Raw genomic sequence first — 692 nt, forward strand, 5'->3', positions numbered from 1 at the left:
GTCTTTATTGCGTACACCTTCAACACCGGCCGCGCTGTCATTGCCGTGTCCGGCATTAATATCGGCAGCATCTGCATCCGTTTTATTCAGGTTGCCATAAATGCGGAAGCCCAAAGTATCTTGGATAATCGGACCGCTCAAATTAAAGCCGATACGGCGGGTTGCGCCCTCTTTGTTGTCTTGCGGCTGATTGGCGTAAAGATTGACTTGGCCTTTAAATTCTTTAGACACTTTTTTGGTAACAATATTGACCACGCCACCCATCGCGCCAGAGCCGTAACGTGTTGCCGCCGGACCGCGCAAGACGGTAATGGATTCAATCTCTTCAACCGGCACCCAGTTACTGTCGCCACGCGTATTGCGTTCACCACGCATACTAATACGCTCGGATTGGCGCGAATTAACCGGCTTGCCGTCAATCAAAATCAATGTATTTTCAGGGCCCATACCGCGCAAGTCGATTTGGCGTTTGTTGCCACGCTGACCCGTCGCCGTATTGCCGGTCAGGTTAACGCCCGGCATAGTGCGGACAAATTCGGAAATATCATTGGCTGCAGGGCGTTTGTCGATGTCGTCTTTAGAAATACGCGATACGCCGAGCGACTGTTGCAACTGCTTCTCGGCAGTAACGTAAACGGTATCGACTTCAGCCTGTTCAACAGCTTTCTCTTCAGCTGCATGTGAGAATGCAC

At 51.0% G+C, this 692-nt stretch carries 1 protein-coding gene; it reads right to left on the reverse strand.

The window, feature by feature from the left end:
• On the reverse strand, positions 1-692 hold a 692-nt coding region (locus ACTHUM_RS16805), incomplete at both ends, for a TonB-dependent receptor plug domain-containing protein (protein WP_440403527.1).

Source organism: Neisseria sp. P0021.S006 (assembly GCF_051956895.1).